Source organism: Dorea sp. D27 (genome assembly GCF_001185345.1).
Classification (GTDB): Bacteria; Bacillota; Clostridia; order Lachnospirales; family Lachnospiraceae; genus Extibacter.
Genome location: NZ_KQ236745.1, coordinates 124,055 through 141,427 on the forward strand (window position 1 = coordinate 124,055; position 17,373 = coordinate 141,427).

A 17,373-nucleotide genomic window follows, 5' to 3' on the forward strand; every position below is an offset into this window, starting at 1 on the left:
ATGGATACACTATATGAATATATACAGAACCGCAGAGATGATGAAGATAATATGACGGCAGTCGTGATGGAAGGCTTGAATGCGGGAGAGAGGGTATTTCTGTCAGGTGGAAAGGTCTTATGGAAGTCCGGCGCCTGCCCGTTCCTCATGAGCCATCTGCCGGAACTTGCAGAGGTTGCGGGGAACAGCGTGGCAGAACTTGAAGGGCAGAGGGTATTCTGCGAATATATCGGCAGCAGGAAAGAGCTCATCGTCTGCGGCGGCGGGCATGTGTCCATACCCGTCATACAGATTGGGAAAATGGCGGGCTTTGCAGTTACCGTGCTGGAAGACCGCCCTAAGTTTGCGGATTGTGCGAGAAGAGCCGGTGCGGATCAGGTAATCTGCGAACCATTTTCAGAAGGGATGGACAGGATTACAGGCGGCAAGGATACCTATTTTGTGATAGTGACGAGGGGCCACCGGTATGACGGCATCTGTCTTGACCAGGCTGTGAAAAAGCCTCATGCCTATGTCGGTATGATGGGGAGCAGGAAGCGGGTCGGCATTGTCAGGCAGCAGCTTATGGAAGGAGGGACGCCCAGAAAGCTTCTGGAAAGTATCCATGCCCCGATCGGACTTGCCATCGGCGCAGAGACGCCGGAGGAGATTGCCGTCTCCATTATGGCGGAGGTCATACAGGTGAAGAACAGCATGAGAAGGATAGAGGCATATGACCAGGAGCTGCTTGCTCATCTTACGGATAAGTCCTGTGCCGGGAAACGAGGCGTGCTTGCAGTCATCGTCTCCAGAAAAGGCTCTGCGCCCCGTGAGACAGGAACAAAGATGTTCGTGGAGGAGGACGGATTCACGATTGGAACAATCGGCGGCGGCTGTGCGGAAAATGAGGTCATAAGAAAAGCGCTTCTGATGATGCGGGAAAGAAGAAAGTCAGAATTGTGCACCGTCGACATGACCGGAAGGGAAGCGGAAGACGCGGGCATGGTATGCGGCGGGACGATAGAAGTATGGATGGAATCCCAGACCATTGACAAGGCATGACATCAATGGTACTCTTTTGAAGTATGAGTGTTACACAGGAGGAAGAGAGAATGGGAAATGAAAAAGTAAAGACATATTCAAGCCCTTACGAGCTGGAAGGCAGGATTCCATTCGGGCAGGCCGCTGTGCTCGGTCTGCAGCATGTGCTTGCCATGTTTGTAGGGAACCTGACGCCTCTGCTGATTATCGGAGGGATGTGCGGACTTGGAGATGCGGGAGTGCTGAGAGATGTACTGCAGAGCGCTATGCTCATAGCAGGGGTAGTATCACTCGTCCAGCTCTTTGCAATAGGGCCTGTCGGTGCGCGACTGCCGATTATCATGGGGACGAGCTCCGGATTCATCGGTGTGAGCAAGGGAATCTGCGCGTCTATGGGCGGCGGCGTGATTGCCTACGGTGCCATACTCGGGGCAAGCCTGATTGGAGGGCTGTTCGAGGGGGTGCTCGGTTTCTTTCTGAAGCCGCTGAGACGGTTCTTCCCACCGGTCGTGACCGGTACGGTAGTGATGGCTATCGGGCTTTCCCTCATATCAGTCGGCATCAATTCATTCGGCGGCGGCAATACGAACGGCGACTTTGGCTCTCCGGTGAATCTGCTCGTAGGTGCCGTCGTGCTGGTAAGCATCATCCTGCTGAAGCACTTTACAAGAGGAATCAGCAGCGCGGCTTCTATCCTTTTCGGCATCATCATCGGATATATCTTATGTGCAGCGCTGGCAATGTTCCTTCCGACTACATACGAGTATGTGGACGCCGGGACGCAGAAGGCGGTCACCGCTACGTGCTCCTGGGTGCTTGACTGGGGGAAGGTGGCAGGTGCGGAATGGTTCTCGCTGCCTAAGTTCATGCCGGTCAAATTCGTCTTTGACATCAAGGCGGTCGTTCCGATGCTGATTATGTTCGTTGTCACGGCAGTTGAGACGATAGGCGATATCTCCGGCATTACGGAAGGAGGGCTCGGCAGAGAAGCTACGGATAAGGAGATGTCCGGCGGCGTCATATGCGACGGGCTTGGATCTTCTGTAGCGTCATTCTTCGGAGTGCTGCCGAACACATCCTTCAGCCAGAACGTGGGGCTGGTGGGAATGACGAAGATCGTCAATCTGTTCGCGCTGTCCATGGGTGCGGGCATTCTCGTTCTCTGCGGATTCTTTCCAAAGATTGCAGCGCTGTTTGAGATGATGCCGCAGTCGGTGCTTGGCGGCGCAGCGGTCATGATGTTTTCTTCTATCGTCGTCAGCGGTATCCAGCTTGTGACGAAGAGAGGCGTCAATAACAGGGTCGTCACGATTGTGGCGGTAGCGCTCGGCTTCGGTTACGGGCTCGGTTCAACAGCAGACGTGCTGAACCAGCTTCCTGAGTGGGTCGGCTATGTGTTCGGAGGTTCCGGAATCGTACCTGCGGCATTGGTAGCCATGGTGCTGAATATAGCAATACCGGAAGGGAAAGACCCGTTTGCAGAGAAAAATGAGGAATAAGCCATGAACTTACTGACAATGGAAGGTATCACAAAATCCTTTACAGATAAAATCCTGCTGGACGGTGTGGAATTCAGTATCCATGACCATGATAAAATCGGCATCGTCGGCGTCAACGGAACCGGCAAGAGCACCCTGCTCAAAATTGTGGCGGGTGTAGAGGGGGCAGACCGCGGCGTCATAAGCGCGGGCAGTAACGTAAAGCTGCGCTATCTGCCGCAGAATCCCGTTTTCGATGAAGCAGCAACTATTTTAGAAGCCGTGCTGAAAGACAATGTAGACAAGAGCAATGAATGGACGATAGAAAGCGAAGCCAAGGCAATGATCAACCGCCTTGGCCTTCCTTCCTATGACACGGAAGTAGATACGCTGTCCGGGGGACAGAAGAAGCGGACGGCACTGGCGGGAGTGCTTCTTGCGCCTGTGGACATACTTGTGCTGGATGAGCCGACCAATCATCTCGACGGTGCGATGGCAGAGTGGCTCGAACAATATCTTATCAAGTTCCGGGGAGCCATCGTGATGGTGACTCATGACCGTTACTTTCTGGACAGGGTTGCAACGAGAATCGTAGAGATTGAGAGGGCAGGGCTCTATAACTATCCCGGCAGCTATTCGGAATATGTGAATCTGAAGATGCAGCGACAGGACATGGAGAGCGCGGCGGAGAGAAAGAGGCAGAGCCTGCTGCGGACCGAACTCAAATGGCTGGCCAGGGGCGCGCGGGCCAGATCCACAAAACAGAAAGCCCACATCGGTAGAATCGCGGCGCTCCAGGAACAGAGCGCTCCTGAGCAGGAGAAAAGCATAGCGATGAGTTCCATGTCTTCCAGAATGGGGAAGAAGACGGTAGAAGCTGCACATATAGCCAAATCATATGGCGGACGGGCTGTAATAGCAGATTATTCCTATATTTTCCTCAGGAATGACCGGATTGGCATCGTAGGTGAAAACGGATGCGGCAAGAGTACGCTTCTAAAGATAATCACCGGGAACCTTGAGCCGGATTCCGGCTCTGTGGAGATGGGAGAGACGATTAAGGTGGGCTATTTTTCTCAGGAAAATGAGTATATGGATGATTCCATGCGTGTCATTGACTATGTGAAGGAAGCCGGAGAGTATGTCACCATACCGGAGGGAACGATAAGCGCATCCCAGATGCTGGAGCGGTTCCTGTTTGACGGTGCACTTCAGTGGAGCAGGATTGAGAAGCTGTCCGGCGGCGAGAAAAGAAGGCTGTATCTGTTGCGTATTCTAATGGGGGCACCTAATGTGCTGGTGCTGGATGAGCCGACGAACGACCTCGACATCCAGACGCTGAACGTGTTGGAGGACTATCTGGATCAGTTCGAAGGAATTGTGATAGCCGTATCACATGACCGTTATTTTCTGGACCGCATCGTTAGCAGAATCTTTGCGTTCGAAGGAGAAGGCAGGATAGTCCAATATGAGGGCGGATACACGGACTACCTGCTAAAGAGGGGCCGAAGTGGATACAAGGAATCTGAACGGGAGAAAAAGCAGAAGGAAAAGACTGCGAAATCATGGAAAACGGGTGAGAAGAAGCTGAAGTTCACGTACAAAGAGCAGCAGGAATTTGAAGTGATTGATGAAGAGATTGCAGCGCTGGAAGAGCAGGTCAGGAATCTGGAGGAACGCATACTTGAGAATGCCACCAGCTCAGCAGCCTTGAATGCATTGCTGCAGGAGAAGCAAGATACGGAACAGATGCTGGAGACGAAGATGGAACGGTGGGTATATCTAAATGATCTGAATGAGAGGATGAACAGCCAGAGTTAAGCATTGACTGACAGCTTTTCCTGTGATACGATAAAATTAAGAAGCAACAAAAAATATGGAGACTTATATAGGTTCATAATCGGTTGAGCGTTTCTACCAACTACCGTAAATAGTTGTCTATAAGTATCCGCACGATGTAACAGTCTGCGGATATTTGCGGGCTGCTGAGGAAGAAGGAGGTTTGACCGGTGAATGAATCTATTTTTATATTAAAAGGAGACATCTGCTACAGCAGGACCCCGACAGAGCTTACGAAATTAAAGGACGGGTATGTAGTATGCAGAAACGGAATATCGGAAGGCGTGTATGAGAGGCTTCCGGGGGGGTATGAGGACTGTCCGGTGCGGGATACGGAAGGTGCGCTTATCGTGCCGGGACTTGTGGATCTGCACATGCATGCACCGCAGTACTCGTTCCGGGGACTTGGGATGGATCTGGAACTTCTGGACTGGCTGAAGGAACATACATTTCCGGAAGAGGCAAAATATGAGGATACGGTTTATGCGGCCGAAGCGTACGAGAGGTTTACGCAGAAGCTGAAGTTCAGTGCTACGACACGGGCGTGCATCTTTGGGACGGTACATGTGCCGGCCACGGAACTTTTGATGGATAAGCTGGAGGAGTCCGGACTTCGTACACTGGTGGGGAAGGTAAATATGGACCGCAATGCGCCGGATTACCTGACAGAAGCAGATGCTGACGCTTCTGCGGAAGATACGGTGGAGTGGATCAAGGACTGCCGGAAACGGTACAGGAATACGAAGCCCATACTGACACCCAGATTTATCCCTACCTGCACGGATGCGTTGATGGAACATCTGAAAAAGATACAGATGCGGTTTGGACTTCCGGTACAGTCACATCTGTCTGAGAACGTAAGTGAAGTGGAATGGGTGCAGGAGCTATGTCCGGAGTCGGAGTTCTATGGGGATGCCTATGACAGGTTCGGATTGTTCGGAGCGGATGCACCGACTGTGATGGCCCACTGTGTGCACTCGGATGAGCGGGAACGCAGGAGGATGAAAGAGAATGGAGTGTTCATTGCCCACTGCCCGGAATCTAATATGAACCTGTCATCCGGGATAGCTCCGGTGCGGGCTTTTCTCGAAGAAGGAATTCCGACGGGGCTCGGCAGCGACGTGGCGGGCGGTTCGACGGAGAACCTCTTTACGGCCATGGCACATGCAATACAGGCATCCAAGCTCCGGTGGCGGCTGGTGGACAGCGGGCTGAAGCCTCTGACGGCCGCGGAAAGTTTTTATCTGGCGACGAAGGGAGGCGGTGCATTCTTCGGAAAAGTGGGGAGTTTTGAACAAGGTTATGAATTTGATGCGGTTATCATAGATGACAGTGCGGTATCAGACCGTGAGAGAACGGACATTTCTGACCGTCTCGAACGGCTCATATACTTAAGCAGTGAGGCTGAGATTACCGGCAAATATGCAGCCGGTGAAGAAGTGTTCTGGAGGTGAGCAGATGGAGCAGCGAAAGAGAGCAGTCGGTACAAGCGTAAACCGGGTGGACGCGTATGACAAGGTGACCGGAAGGGCCAGGTACACGGATGACCTATGCGGCAGGGAGGCATATGCCGCCCGGATCATACATTCTACAGTGGCGAACGGCAGGGTGCTTTCCGTAGATACGGAAGAAGCAAAGAAGCTCCCTGGCGTGGTCCGGGTAATAACCTGCTTTGACGTACCGAAAAACTATTACCCTACAGCGGGGCATCCGTGGTCTACGGATGAGGCCCATCAAGATGTCTCGGACCGGCTCATGCTGACGGACCGGGTGCGGTTTTATGGGGATGACGTGGCGGCAGTCGTAGCGGAAGATGAAGTGACGGCAGCCAGGGCAGCGCGGCTCGTCAAAGTAACATATGAAGAATATCCGTTCGTTCTGGACGTAGAGGATGCCATGAAGGACGGAGCGCCACAGCTGCATGACGCATATCCGGGCAATGTGCTGAATCATACGGGCATCCGCAGCGGCAATTACGAAGAGGCTATAAAGGAACCGGGACTCATCAGGATAGAGGGGTGGTATGATACTCCATCGGTGCAGCACTGCCATATCGAGAACTTTGTCTGTTATGCGTATGAGGCAGACCATAAGATCAATGTCACGGCTTCCACCCAGATTCCCCACATCGTGCGCAGGGTCGTAGGGCAGGCGCTTGGAATTCCGTGGGGGAAGGTGCGGGTCATCAAGCCGTATATCGGCGGCGGGTTCGGCAACAAGCAGGATGTCCTCTATGAGCCGCTCTGTGCATATCTGAGCATGCAGTGCGGCGGGCATCTCGTGAAGCTGGACATAAGCAGGGAAGAGGCGTTCAACTGTACGAGGGTGCGGCACGCAATCAGAAGCCACATCGTATCGTGGGTCAGGCCGGACGGCACGTATGCCGCACGCAAGCTGACGGCATACTCCAACCAGGGAGCCTATGCGTCACACGGCCACGGCGTCGTGGCTAAGGGGATGGGAGCTTTTCCACAATTGTATCCCTGCCCGCATGTGGAGGCGGATTGTTATACCGTATTTACCAACAGGCCGGTGGCCGGAGCCATGAGAGGCTATGGAATACCACAGGCTATGTTCGCGGTAGAGAGCCACACGGACGATGTGGCAAGAGCAGTCGGCATGTCCCCCATTGAATTCAGAAGAAAGAACGTGATGCCACAGGGATATGTGGACGTATTTTCCAAGAATGAAAATTATTACGACACGTTTAATGAGTGTATGGATAAGGCTTCGGCATATATGGATTATGAAAGGAAGGTACGGGAATATGCCGTGCAGACCGGGAATATCCGCAGAGGGATAGGCTTGGCCGTATTCTGGTACAATACGGCGGTCTGGCCCATCTCTCTGGAGACATCTTCGTGCAGGATGGTGCTCAATCAAGACGGATCCGTACAGGTGCAGGTCGGTGAAACAGAGATCGGGCAGGGGGCAGACACGGCGTTTTCCCAGATGGCGGCGGATGCGCTCGGCATACCGTTTGAAAATGTACATATCATATCATCCCAGGATACAGATGTGACACCCTTTGGAACGGGAGCGTATGCGTCCAGGCAGACTTATACCGCCGGCTTCTCCATAGAACAGACAGCAGGACTTTTGAAGAAACGGATACTGGCCTATGCTCAGGAACTTACACGTATGCCAGTCAGCCAGCTTGACCTGCAGGAAGGCGTCATCGTGCGAAAGAGCGACGGCCGTCCAATGCTGCTGCTGGGGGAACTGGCAACAGAAGCACTCTACAGCCTCAGCCACAGTGAACACCTGACAGCGGAGAGCACCTATCAGATTAAAAGCAATGCTTATTCCTTCGGCTGTACGATGGCGGAAGTTGAAGTAGATATCGAGGCATGTAAAGTAAGACTGATCGATATCGTGAATGTCCATGACTGCGGACGGCTGATCAACCCTGCACTGGCGAAGGCGCAGGTGCACGGCGGTATGAGCATGGGAATAGGATATGCACTGTCCGAAATGGAAAAGTTCGATGCAGTGACAGGCAGGACGCTGAACGGCAACCTGCTCGACTATAAACTGTCTACGGCTATGGACCATCCCCATCTGGAAGGACAGTTCGTGGAGAATTATGAGCCTACGAGTGCCTTTGGCACTAAGGCGCTCGGTGAGCCGCCGGTCTGTTCGGTGGCGCCTGCCATTCGCAACGCGGTACTTCAGGCTACTGGCATCGGCATCAGTCAGATACCCCTGAGCCCGCATGTCCTGTTTGAGGAATTTAAGAAGGGAGGGCTGCTTGATGTATGATTTAAAAGCACTGTATGAGGCGGAAAGTGTATCGCATGCAATACGATTGCTGGAAGAGCACCCGGATGCAAAAGTGATTGCAGGAGGCAGCGATATCCTGATTAAGATACGGGAAGGGAAGCTGAAGGAACCGGAGCTTGTAAGCATTTACGGGCTGGATGAACTGCGCGGGGTTATGCTGGAAGAGGATGGGACGCTGAGAATCGGTTCCCTCACAAGTTTTTCACATGTCACGAAGAACCCGCTCATCCAGAGACATATGCATGTGCTCGGAGAGGCGGTAGATAAAGTCGGTGGCCCCCAGATACGCAACATCGGAACTATCGGAGGAAATACGTGTAACGGTGTCACATCGGCGGACTCCGCGTCCACGCTTTTCGCATATGACGCGCTTGTTGAACTGGCCGGTCCGGACGGGGTGCGCGTCGTTCCTATCCAGGACTTTTACCTTAAGGCAGGATGCGTTGATCTGAGACATGGAGAAATTGAGACCGCCGTATTGATACCAAAAGCCTCTTACGAAGGGTATGCAGGACACTATATCAAATACGCCATGAGAAATGCAATGGATATTGCGACGCTCGGCTGTTCCGTCAACGTAAAGCTTTCGGAGGATAAGGAATGTCTGGAAGATGTGAGGATAGCCTTCGGCGTGGCCGGACCGGTTCCGCTCCGCTGTCCGGCCGCAGAGCGTGCGGCAAAGGGGAAGAAGGCGGAGGATGAGACATACCGTCAGTTTGCGGCGGAAGTGTTGAAGGATATCCGCCCGAGAGAAAGCTGGAGGGCAAGCAAGGCGTTCCGGGAACATATCTCCCAGGTGCTTGCAAGGAGAGCGATGGAAGAAGCAGTTAACCGGGCAGGAGGTGAGAAGCGATGAACAGAAGTGAAAGCAGAAGCGTTCCAGGTAAGCAGTACAGACTCGTGACGTGTACCATCAATGGGAAAGCAGTGGAGACCATGGTAGACGTTCGCGCGTCTCTTACGGATATGCTGAGGAACGACTATCGTCTGACGAGCGTAAAAAAAGGCTGCGAGGTCGGCGAATGCGGAGCCTGCAATGTAATGATAGACGGCGAGTGTTATAATTCCTGCATCTATCTCGCAGTGTGGGCGGACGGAAGGGATATCCGCACGCTGGAGGGGCTCATGGGACCGGACGGGGAGCTGTCGGATATCCAGCAGGCATTTATAGACGAGGCTGCCGTACAGTGCGGCTTCTGCACCCCGGGATTTATTATGAGTGCTGTAGAGATACTGGAATCAGGCAGGGAATATACGAGAGAGGAGCTCAAGAAGCAGCTGTCTGGCCATCTGTGCAGATGCACCGGCTACGAAAATATACTGAATGCAGTGGAAAAGACGATGAAAAAGCGACTTTCTTCTACCTGACGGAGATGACATAAAAAGGATAATCATGATAGATAAAAGCAGTTTACAGCATATAAATGAAAACAGAGAGATACTGATACGCGAAGATAATTTCGCATACATGCTCCCATGTGGGCAGCTCAGGAATCTCATATCCAATTTCACGGTCACTTTTCCTGACCGGCAGGCCATATCAGACGCGTATACTGTCATGCCCCATGGCAGCGTTACACTTGTGCTCTTTGACTATCATACTGAGCTTCATAGTTTTATATTCGGGCCGGCTACGAAGCCGGTCAGAGTAGGTGACATTGCAAATAGATGTGACGTCATATTCATTATTGAATTTCAACCTGCAGGCTTTTCCACTTTTAAAAAGATGAATCAAAATGAGCTGACTGACAAGATCGTGCCCTTTTCAGAGGTGGATTGCTCTCTGGATAAGGCGATGATGGACATTTTCAGAACATCTGTTACGGTAGATGAGTTATTGTGTGGAATGGAAGAGAAGCTGATTCAGAGTGTTCGGTTTCCATACCCTGAGGAGCTTGCACATGCGATTGGAGATATCATCCGTATGGAAGGCATTCTAACTTCTATAGAGATATCAGATAAGGCTTATTATTCACCCAGACATCTGAACAGGCTGTTTAACCTTTACCTCGGTATGAGTATGAAATCCTTTTCCAGATTGGTGAGAATTAACAGATCCATCCGGCTTCTGAATGAAAAGGGCAATCCCCTGGCATTCATATGTGAAAAGCTGCATTATTATGATGTATCCCATTTTGTAAAGGACTTCAGGCTCGTGTGCGGCATTACGCCCCAGGTTTACAGGTCGAATATGTCCGATTTTTACAGTGAAATTGCAAAATATTAAATCTATAATAGTTCTGTAATGTATCACAGAAAGAGAGGAATTACAAAGATGAAATTTAATGAAACGACAATCCGCGTTCTCGTGCGGAAAGATTATGGGGAATGCTTTGACTTCTACACGGAGAAGATCGGCCTGATTCCGGTTTGGGGCGATAGGAACGGACCTTACACTTCTTTTGCAGCAGGCAGGGATGCAGCACCTTGCTTTGCTATATTTGCAGGTGAAGCGATGCCGATGTTCCGGGGGTATGAACAGCCGGAGTCCGGTACGCAGCCGGACACTGTCACAGCGGTTATCCCTACGACTGACCTGGACGGAGACTATTTACGTCTGAAAGAAGCAGGCGTGCCATTTCTTGGCGAACCACAATACATCGAAGCATGGGGGATGCGCTGTACTTATTTCAGAGACCCGGAAGGTAATTTGTTTGAACTGAACGATGCCAGCGGCGTATAACCCAAACGGTGGCATCCTGCTGCCAACACCATTCAGGACTGCACTCTTTTCAAGAATATTATTGTAAAAAGGGCAATCCATATAGCGCAGGATAGCAAGCCGGATACAAAGGAAACCTGCTCCATCTATCAGTATTTTTCCAATCCAGAAGGATGGGAGAAGAGCCAGGATATAATGATAGGGAGCAGGTATAAACCATATCAGGATAAGCCCTGTAAAGCTAAGGCCCATCAGCTTTGAAAGTGCAAGTCCTTCGACACGGTTTCCGGCAGCGGATATAACCATCATAACAGCCGTTCTCCTTCCTGCATCAGTTTCTGCCTTATCATTTCTTTAGAGTATGGCAGAATACGTGCTAAGAATCGCCAGACAGCATCTGCTTTTTCATGTCGAGTATCATGAAGGAGAGCTGCAGGCGGAAGATGGTCTGTGCATCCGTAAAATCCAGGCCGGTCATCTCCACGATTCTGTTTATCCTGTACTTCAGCGTGTTATAGTTCAGGTACATTTTCTTTGACGCGGTCGAAATCTCTGTGCCGCTGTTGATATATCCCCGTATCGTCTCCAGAAAGAGATCCCGTTTATCAGTGTCCATCTTCCATATCTCTGTTATGGCCGGATGGATAAGATAATTCAGAGATTCCCGGTCTGCATAGTTTAAAAATATGTGCTGGAGCAGGTAATCCGAATACCTGACGATCCGGTTCCTGTGATGCAGCTTCCAAGATGTATTCAGGGCGGAGACAGCCTGGGAGAACTGTTCCGGCAGAGAGTAGAGATTCCTGCACGTATAGCTGATTCCGGCCCGGCAGTTCTGCTTTTCCAGAAGGCCATGGAACTGTCTGTAATCCGATTCCGTAAACAAGGTGTCCGTCTTCGTGTCGAACACGGCGACAAGGCAGCCTTTATAGTAGATGATCGTGTTTCTGGCAAGGAAGTTCTGGAGAACTCTTTTCAACATATAGATCTTATTGACATCCTGCATATAGTCTTCCGCCAGTTCGATTACTAGTATCGTTATGTAATCATAGAGCTTTATATTAAACTGATGTATACGTTCCTCTATGGCGTCTTCGTCATACAGCTTTTCATTCAGCAGGGCAATGAAAAAGGATTCGGCGAGGGGCGAACTGGGGGTGTAAGTATTGGTAGATTCGAGCAGGAAATACAAGATGCAGTTGCCGAGAGCCTCCACGATGTCCTCGTCACTTCTGGAAATCGGTTTATTGAGAGCAAGTACTTTCAGATATGCCAGCGGCTTACCATTGTCGTTGATCTTGTACACGAGCTGGCTGTGGTTCAGGATTCCCTTTTCCCATATAAAATCATCTCTTGGAGAATCCGAGGTCAGGTCTTCCATCATATCCATATGAATCTGATTGATATATTGGTCAGAGACGTACCCTTTGCTCAAAGTCCATTCCCATAGAGGCTCCTGGCTTGAGCTGTTCCCTCCGGCGTGCGCGATAAAGCAGAGGGAAACATCTACAAGAAGGAGCGGATTTCCAAGTATTTCATATCCAAGATCCATCAGCTCCTGTAAGGTTGTCTTACTTTTTTTGACTTTCAGCAGTTTCAGAATATTTTTTGAAGTATGGACTTCTTCTTCCAGAAGCTTCCACACGGTGTTGCACAACTGATGCGGGTCAGTGCCGTCAGGCACGGTGACGAGGGTACATCCTGCCTCGGGGCAGAGATAAGATTCCGGAACAGACTTTCCAGTCACGATAAAAGATATCTGGCCTACCGGAGGAATGGGCGGCAATTCTTTTGCACTTCCTATAAAAAGCACACCTTGTTCGACAGAAAGCTCCCTTTTACTGAAAAAGCGTACGGCAGAAATTGGATAATCACAGTCCTTTATGATGTCGGGAGAGTATGCTTCCAGATGATGCACTATTCGTGTAAGTGTCAATGTCATAACAAAACCACCTTTCTACTGATTTAATATCCATTATACGTTCTTGATAATAAAAAGACAATGGAATCGGCAGGAAATTCATTTGCAGTTTATTGCAAATGGGCTGCGTCAAATCTGTTAGATATTGCAAATACATTTTTCATTTCAGACTGAAAATAAATATTATTTTGAAAAGTATTGATAATGATTTAACAAGTGCAATGAGGTAAGATAGTGACATAGACGATATCGTTAGAAATTAAACAATATGTGTATCAGAGAAAAAGGAAGGAGAAAGGTATGGGTAATGCAAAAGGCAGAATTAAATTAAGCATATATGCAATTGCACTTCTTATGATGGGGGTTATCGGGATTACGAGCGCGCTGGCTACGATTGGTGCCAACTTTCCCGACGCGTCACAAACGATGATTCAGAATCTTATATCTGTGCCATGTTTTGCTATCATACCTACAACGCTGATTGTAGGAAAAGTGATGGAATATGTGCCGAAAAAAATAATTGCGGTTACTGGAGCGGTTTGCTTCCTTGCAGGAGGACTGGTTCCCGCGTTCTTAACGACATCTTTCGGACTTATCCTCGTCATGAGGGCGGTCCTCGGCGTTGGGGTAGGCATATCTCAGGTTGTGAGCACCGCTTTGGTTGCGGATAATTTTTCGGGAGAGGAACAACAGAAGGTACAGGGAACGCTACAGGCATCACAGATGGGAGGAGTGGCCGTCATGGTGTTCGCAGGAGGATGGCTGGCGGATATCCAGTGGAATTATGTATTCTATGTACATATTATGGCTATACTGACGCTTGCGGCAGCGCTGTTCGTCCTTCCGATGCAGAAGGTGGCAGCCAAAAATGAAGTGTCAGGGGAGAAGCAGTCCGTACATCTGACAAAAGCAACATGGCTGTGGGTCGTATTCATGTTCGCAGTCTTCGTGTCGATACAGGTATACTCTATCTTCCTGTCATTCCTCGTTCAGGAAAGAGGGCTCGGGACAGCGGCAGACGCAGGCCTTGGACTTGCATTCTTTGCAGTGGGCGGAGTTGTGATGGGGCTTTTGTACAGCAGGCTTGTCAGGGCGTCCAGGCACTGTTCCGTGGCGGTCGGCTGTCTGATGCTGGCGGTGTCTTACTTCGTCATGGCTTACGCGGGCAATATGATATTGTGTCATATCGGAAGCCTGCTCTTAGGTATGGCAGTATCTGTCATCGTACCTGGTGTCATGATTTATACAGGACATACGGTGGATCCGTTTTCTGTCGGGATGGCGATATCGCTCGTGACATGTGCCCAGAATTTCGGACAGTGTGTATGCGCTTACATCGTCAATCCGTTAACAGCGCTGATCAGCAATGGCTCAAATGTCAACTTTGCCGCGTTCATGCTGGCAGGCCTTCTTGCCGCTGTGCTGACGGTTATCATGCTCGTCTGGGGAATGCGGAAAAATAAGGCGGCGGCTGAATCATAAATCGAAAAAGGGAGAGGATTATATGTATAACAAATTATTTTCAAGCCAGAAAATCGGTTCCATGGTAGTGCCAAACAGAGTTGTCATGACTGCCATGGGCAATCACATCGCGAATGAAGACGGGACGGTGTCCGATACGGATGTGGCCTTTTACGGGGCAAGGGCAAAAGGCGGTGTCGGTCTTGTCATTACAGAATGTGCCTGTGTTGATTTTAAGACCGGAAAAGGGAACCTGAAGCAGATAGCAGTAGATGACGACAAGTATATTCCAGGCTTAAAAAAGCTTGCAGATGAAATACATAAATATGGCGCGGTGCTGGCGGTTCAGATCTATCATCCGGGCCGGCAGGGGATTGCAGAACTTAACGGAGTGGACAGCATGAAATCCTCAAGCAGGACAGAATGCCAGTGCGTGCATCAGCCGTCCCATGAGATGACGGAAGAAGAAGTGAAGGAGATGATCGGACTGTTTGCAGCCGGCGCGAAACGTTTGAAAGAGGCTGGAGTGGATGCGGTGGAGCTTCACGGCGCGCATGGCTATCTCATCGGGCAGTTCTTAAGCCCATATACGAACAAGCGTACCGACAGGTACGGTGGTTCCTTTGAAAACCGCATGCGCTTTCTGGATGAGATTATAGACGCGGTTCGTAAAGAATGCGGTGACGATTATCCGGTCATCGTCCGATTCTCGGCAAATGAGTATATGGAATACGCCGGTCGTCCGGATGAAGGTCTCTGCCTTGAGGACGGAGTGGCTATTGCTAAGCATCTGGAGGAAAAAGGAGTTGACGCGCTGGATGTCAGCGCAGGCATATATGAGACGATGAACGTGGCCTGGGAGCCGGTAGGATTCGACCAGGGCTGGAAGATGGACAATGCGGCAGCAGTGAAAAGAGCCGTATGCATTCCGGTTATCGCCGCCTCGGTTATACGGGAGCCGCAATATGCAGAGGAAATGCTGTCAGAGGGGAACTGTGACTTTATAGGTTCTGCCCGGACCTTTTTTGCAGATCCGGACTGGGTGAACAAATCGCGGGAAGGCAGGGAAAAGGAAATACGCAAGTGCATTTCCTGCCTGTACTGTATGGAGACGCTCATGGCAGCCGATATGAGTCAGGTGCCGATGGGATGTGCAATCAATTTCCAGGGATGCCGGGAAGACACATACAGCGATGAGATGCTTAAACGGGACGGTGGAGGGAGAACCGTGGCAGTAATCGGCGCCGGCCCGGCCGGTATGGAAGCGGCAAGAGTCCTCGCGATGAGAGGGTTCCGTCCGGTCGTCTACGAAAAGCAGAATGAAGTGGGCGGACAGATTGTGCTCGCATCGAAACCTCCCAAGAAGGAGAAGACAGGCTGGCTCATCGACTACCAGAAATGCCAGATGGAAAAGCTTGAAGTCGAGCTGCATCTGAATACTGCACCGACCGTAGATGATATAAAAGCGCTGCATCCGTATGCGGTATTCGTATCCCACGGGTCCAAGCCGGTCATGCCGAAGTCCATCAGGGGGATTGACGGGGAGAACGTCTATACACCTGTAGAGATCTTAAACGGAACAGTCGGCCTTACGGATAAAAAAGTTGCTGTCGTCGGTTCGGGAATGACGGGAATAGAGACGGCAGAGCTGCTATGCGAACAGGGAAATGAGGTGACGGTATTCGAGATGGCGGATGAAATCGGGCCGGGTATCTTCTTCCAGAACCTCATTGATGTGATGGGCCGTATAGATTCCTATGGGACAAAACTATATCCGAGGCGCCGGCTTGTGGAAATCGACGGGACGGCGGCTGTCTTTGAAAACACGGAGTCAAAGATGCGGGAGAAGTATGACTTTGACGCTATTGTCGTATCGCTTGGCACGGCATCCAACACGGAACTGAAGGAAGAACTGGAAAAAGCCTTTGACAAAGTAGTCTATCTGGGAGATGCGAAGAAAGCGGGCAGAATAGAGAATGCTGTCAGGACCGGATATGTGGCGGCTGCACAATTAAATTAAGGAGGAAAATGATATGATGAAATCAGGAATATACACACAGCTTGCCCCGGTATTATTTGGAAACGATACAGTTGTGCGGGCCGGTGAGACAGTGAAGGATCTTGGATGTAAAAAGGTTATGCTTGTGACAGATAAAGGTGTGCTGGAAGCAGGCGCTGCCGGAAAGGTCCGGCATGTATTGGAACAGTCGGGAATTGAGGTTGTCCTGTGGGCGGAGGCAGAAACGGACTGCCCAGAAGAAAGCGTGAAGAAAGCGGCTGCAATCGGGAGATGCGAGGGGATAGACGGAGTAGTCGGAGTCGGAGGCGGAAGCGTGCTGGATACGGCTAAGGCGGTGTCTGCCGTTGTACCCAATGACGATCAGGTGCTGGAGGACATCATACTGTATCTGACAGGGCAGAAGGACTATGCCAATACACCTGTGCCGGTAATCGAGATACCGACTACGGCCGGGACAGGTTCGGAGAGCACATTTGTCGCGGTTGTAACATCTGAAAAGCTGGACTGCAAGATTGGCCTTCCCGTACCGCCCGCATATGGTATCGTTGATTCCAGCCTTATGAAGACGGTACCGCCGTACATCACGGCATTTACCGGTATGGATGCGCTGTCACATGCGAACGAGGCGTTGACCGAACAAAAGAATACGCCCCATTCCGATTTGCTCGCCTATGAAGCGATACGGCTTGTGGGTGAGAACCTGCCGGCAGCGGTAAAGGACGGAAATGACATGGAGGCGAGGGACAATCTGGCATTTGCAAGCAGTATTGCCGGAATCGCCTTCAATGAATCGGGAGTCCACATCGGCCACTCTGCGGCCCATGCACTTGGACATCTGTACCATATTCCACATGGCGTCTGCTGTGCCAATATGACACCTGCGGTCATACGGTTTGCCGCAAAGAAGTATCCACAGAAAATGAAAAGATTAGGAAGGCTGATGGGAGCGGATATCACTTCTGATGATTCAGAGACGATAGGAAAAGAGGCTGCAGATGCCGTGCGCACGTTTGCACGGGCCGTCGGGGTTCAATCATTCAAGGAACTCGGTCTGACGAAGGAACAGGTACTGGCCGCCAAATCTATGTTCTATGGTGACGCGCTCTGCATGGCATTTGGCGGTGAAGTGACAGAACAGGATGCGCTGGATATTCTGGCAGATGCATATGATGAATAAAGTGAGGTGGGA

Annotated in this window: 13 protein-coding genes and 1 riboswitch; of the genes, 12 read left to right on the plus strand and 1 reads right to left on the minus strand. The window is 50.8% G+C overall.

The features are described 5' to 3' along the window. The 9 genes from HMPREF0980_RS11920 to HMPREF0980_RS11960 all read left to right on the plus strand — a co-directional run bounded on the left by HMPREF0980_RS11920 (position 1) and on the right by HMPREF0980_RS11960 (position 10,803). The gene (locus tag HMPREF0980_RS11920; RefSeq protein ID WP_084002755.1) at positions 1-1,041 is read left to right on the plus strand and encodes an XdhC family protein; all 1,041 of its coding nucleotides are present in this window, start codon (positions 1-3) and stop codon (positions 1,039-1,041) included. 50 nt (positions 1,042-1,091) lie between these two features. After that, entirely contained in the window at positions 1,092-2,519 is a 1,428-nt protein-coding gene (locus HMPREF0980_RS11925) for a uracil-xanthine permease family protein (RefSeq protein ID WP_049729318.1), read from the plus strand. Positions 2,520-2,522: 3 nt separating this feature from the next. Next, positions 2,523-4,319, plus strand: coding sequence for an ABC-F family ATP-binding cassette domain-containing protein (locus HMPREF0980_RS11930; RefSeq protein ID WP_049729319.1), 1,797 nt, complete (start codon positions 2,523-2,525; stop codon positions 4,317-4,319). A 43-nt stretch (positions 4,320-4,362) separates the two neighbouring features. Beyond that, a riboswitch (purine riboswitch) is annotated at positions 4,363-4,459 on the plus strand. 48 nt (positions 4,460-4,507) lie between these two features. Then, positions 4,508-5,791, plus strand: coding sequence for an amidohydrolase family protein (locus tag HMPREF0980_RS11935; protein ID WP_049729320.1), 1,284 nt, complete (start codon positions 4,508-4,510; stop codon positions 5,789-5,791). Positions 5,792-5,795: 4 nt separating this feature from the next. Continuing rightward, a complete protein-coding gene (gene xdhA, locus HMPREF0980_RS11940; RefSeq protein ID WP_049729321.1) occupies positions 5,796-8,099 on the plus strand; it encodes a xanthine dehydrogenase subunit XdhA in 2,304 nt (767 codons plus the stop codon). Continuing rightward, positions 8,092-8,976, plus strand: a complete 885-nt coding sequence (gene xdhB, locus HMPREF0980_RS11945; protein ID WP_049729322.1) for a xanthine dehydrogenase subunit XdhB — start codon at positions 8,092-8,094, stop codon at positions 8,974-8,976. The genes xdhA and xdhB overlap by 8 nt, the downstream gene beginning before the upstream one ends. Continuing rightward, a complete protein-coding gene (xdhC, locus tag HMPREF0980_RS11950; RefSeq protein WP_049729323.1) occupies positions 8,973-9,488 on the plus strand; it encodes a xanthine dehydrogenase subunit XdhC in 516 nt (171 codons plus the stop codon). The genes xdhB and xdhC overlap by 4 nt, the downstream gene beginning before the upstream one ends. A 25-nt stretch (positions 9,489-9,513) precedes the next feature. Further along, positions 9,514-10,347 (plus strand): helix-turn-helix domain-containing protein, encoded by an 834-nt coding sequence (locus HMPREF0980_RS11955; protein ID WP_049729324.1) that lies wholly within the window; start codon positions 9,514-9,516, stop codon positions 10,345-10,347. 48 nt (positions 10,348-10,395) lie between these two features. Continuing rightward, positions 10,396-10,803 (plus strand): VOC family protein, encoded by a 408-nt coding sequence (locus tag HMPREF0980_RS11960; RefSeq protein WP_049729325.1) that lies wholly within the window; start codon positions 10,396-10,398, stop codon positions 10,801-10,803. A 355-nt stretch (positions 10,804-11,158) separates the two neighbouring features. Here HMPREF0980_RS11960 and HMPREF0980_RS11965 read toward each other — a convergent pair whose 3' ends face one another. Next, entirely contained in the window at positions 11,159-12,724 is a 1,566-nt protein-coding gene (locus HMPREF0980_RS11965) for a PucR family transcriptional regulator (protein WP_049729326.1), read from the minus strand. Positions 12,725-13,003: 279 nt separating this feature from the next. Here HMPREF0980_RS11965 and HMPREF0980_RS11970 point away from each other — a divergent pair, with 279 nt between their 5' ends. The 3 genes from HMPREF0980_RS11970 to HMPREF0980_RS11980 are packed head-to-tail and all read left to right on the plus strand — an operon-like array spanning position 13,004 to position 17,361. Then, positions 13,004-14,185 (plus strand): MFS transporter, encoded by a 1,182-nt coding sequence (locus HMPREF0980_RS11970; protein ID WP_049729327.1) that lies wholly within the window; start codon positions 13,004-13,006, stop codon positions 14,183-14,185. 22 nt (positions 14,186-14,207) lie between these two features. Continuing rightward, positions 14,208-16,184, plus strand: coding sequence for an oxidoreductase (locus HMPREF0980_RS11975; protein ID WP_049729328.1), 1,977 nt, complete (start codon positions 14,208-14,210; stop codon positions 16,182-16,184). Positions 16,185-16,197: 13 nt separating this feature from the next. Continuing rightward, positions 16,198-17,361 carry an iron-containing alcohol dehydrogenase gene (locus tag HMPREF0980_RS11980; RefSeq protein WP_049729329.1) on the plus strand — a complete coding sequence of 388 codons (1,164 nt, stop codon included), beginning with the start codon at positions 16,198-16,200 and terminating at the stop codon, positions 17,359-17,361. Positions 17,362-17,373: the final 12 nt, after the last annotated feature.